Annotated in this window: 3 protein-coding genes; 2 read left to right on the top strand and 1 reads right to left on the bottom strand. The window is 63.5% G+C overall.

What is annotated here, in order from left to right; all coding sequences use genetic code 11:
* Positions 1 to 450: PHP domain-containing protein (locus B7L71_RS08650; protein ID WP_139790093.1), on the bottom strand; the 450-nt coding region annotated here is incomplete at its 3' end.
* A 142-nt stretch (positions 451 to 592) separates the two neighbouring features.
* On the opposite strand from B7L71_RS08650, the gene B7L71_RS08645 reads away from it, so the two are divergent.
* Together B7L71_RS08645 and mnmD are read left to right on the top strand one after the other, a co-directional pair.
* Entirely contained in the window at positions 593 to 892 is a 300-nt protein-coding gene (locus B7L71_RS08645; RefSeq protein ID WP_016914815.1) for a YciI family protein, read from the top strand.
* Between the two features lie 207 nt (positions 893 to 1,099).
* The coding region (gene mnmD, locus B7L71_RS08640) for a tRNA (5-methylaminomethyl-2-thiouridine)(34)-methyltransferase MnmD (RefSeq protein ID WP_249273216.1) at positions 1,100 to 1,684 on the top strand (585 nt) is incomplete at its 3' end.

Here is a 1,684-nt window from a genome sequence, read left to right as displayed (position 1 = left end):
GCGGTCGCTGCCTGCCTGGGCGCGGGCCTTGGCCAACGCATCGGGCAGGCCCATTTTCTCCAGCCGCTCGGCAATCACTTCAGCCCGCTGGATACGCGCCTGACGCTGCTGCTCCAGGCCCTCCACCAGCGCTCCCTGCAAGCCGCCCGGCATCAACGCCACCACGTGAATACCGATGCCCTGCCAGCGCGTGGATAACTCGCAGCCGGGCACCAGGCACAGGCCCGCCTGCTCGGCGGCCAGGCTGGCTTCTGCCGTGCCGTCCATGGTGTCGTGGTCGGTGAGGGCAATGTGCGTCATGCCTCGGGCGGCACACAGCGCCACCAGCTCGTCAGGCGGCAGCGCCCCATCCGAGGCGGTAGAGTGCATGTGCAAATCGACCGGGTAACGCTGATCGGCATCGAACACACGGGGCAGTGCAGGGGGAAAAGCTTCAGGAAGTCGTGGCATTAGCATGACGCCGTGTGGCGAGTTTGTCAGAATAGGCGTGTGGTACAACAGCTCGCCATGGTGCGCGTTAACCAGCACGCGGTCAATGCCGGGAGCGATTGCAAGGCTTCCCCAACCGCACTGCCTTCAAGGAGTTATCCCCATGCTGTATGCAATTATCAGTGAAGATGTGGCCAATAGCCTGGAGCGCCGACTGGCCGCCCGCCCGGACCACCTGGCACGGCTGGAAGCGCTGCGTGACGAAGGCCGTCTGGTATTGGCTGGCCCCCACCCGGCCATCGACACCGACAACCCCGGCGAAGCGGGCTTTAGCGGCAGCCTGGTGGTGGCCGAATTCGACAGCCTGGAAGCGGCCAAGGCGTGGGCGGATGCCGACCCTTACATCATTGCCGGGGTCTATGCCAAGGTAATTGTTAAGCCGTTCAAGAAAGTTTTGCCTTGACCCACAAGGGCGACTGTGGAGGGTCCGCCTGCTTTTTCACAGAGCCTGTGGAAAACTCTGTGAAAACACGGCGGACGCTTTTCTATAAGCCAGAGATAGCGCCCTGCTGAACAAATTGATCATTTTTTGACCACCTTCGTTCACCCTTCGACCACCACGGATATTCGCGTGACCCAGCGCCCCACTGACCTGCCCCCGCTGGCGGCCATGACCGCCCCGACGCTCTCCTGGAACGACGATGCCCCGCACTCTGATGCCTTCGGTGACGTCTATTTTTCCCGGGAGGACGGTCGCGCGGAAACCGAACACGTCTTTCTGGCGGCCAACCACCTGCCCCAGCGGTTTGCCGAGTGGCAGGCCCCCCGAGCATTCGTGATTGGAGAGACCGGCTTTGGCACCGGGCTGAACATGCTGTGTGCCTGGGCCTGCTTCGAACGCCACGCCCCGCCAGGGGCACGGCTGCACCTGCTCTCTACCGAAAAATTCCCGTTGGGCCACACTGCCCTGGCGCGTGCCCTGAGCGCCTGGCCATCGCTGGCCAGTTATTCACAGGCGCTCTGCGCCCTGTGGCCCGATCCTGTCAGCGGCGTTCACCGTTTGCACCTGAGCGAACGCGTCACCCTGGACCTGCACTTTGGCGATACCACCGAACGGCTGGAAGCCTTGCAAGGCCAGGTGGATGCCTGGTTCCTGGATGGCTTTGCCCCTTCCAAAAACCCGGAGATGTGGCAGCCCGAGCTGTTTGCTGCCATGGCGGCCCGTTCGCGGCCCGGGGCCACCTTTGCCACCTTC

This window comes from Halomonas sp. BC2 (genome assembly GCF_002078115.1).
GTDB lineage: Bacteria > Pseudomonadota > Gammaproteobacteria > Pseudomonadales > Halomonadaceae > Vreelandella > Vreelandella stevensii.
This window is presented reverse-complemented; position numbering and strand designations above follow the sequence as displayed.